Genomic DNA, 316 nt, shown 5'->3' on the forward strand with positions numbered 1-316 from the left:
CGCAACACGCAGAACCAGATGAATGCCTACAGCGACGTCGTGAAGATGGCGCCGCGCGCGGCCAACCTGACCATCACGTTGCCCTGATGGACCTGCTGGCACAACTCTCTTCGGCCCTGGGCATCTTTGGCACGGGCCTGTCGCAGCATGCGCGCCTGATCACGCTGGCCAGCGCGCAGGAAAGCGCCCTGCCTGAGGCGCTGATGCCGGAACGCTTCGCCGGCCGCGAAGGCGTCAACGAACTGTACGACTTCGACGTACAGGCGCTGAGCACCTCGACCGACCTCGATCTGGACCAGTTCATCGGCGAGGAAAT

General features: G+C 63.9%; 1 protein-coding gene. It reads left to right on the forward strand.

Features of this window, described 5'->3' with window-relative positions; genetic code table 11:
- Positions 1-86 precede the first annotated feature (86 nt).
- Positions 87-316 (forward strand): hypothetical protein (locus tag GM672_RS27970; RefSeq protein ID WP_155473715.1); only part of this gene is annotated, 230 nt, incomplete at its 3' end.

This window comes from Pseudoduganella buxea (genome assembly GCF_009720835.1).
GTDB lineage: Bacteria > Pseudomonadota > Gammaproteobacteria > Burkholderiales > Burkholderiaceae_D > Rugamonas > Rugamonas buxea.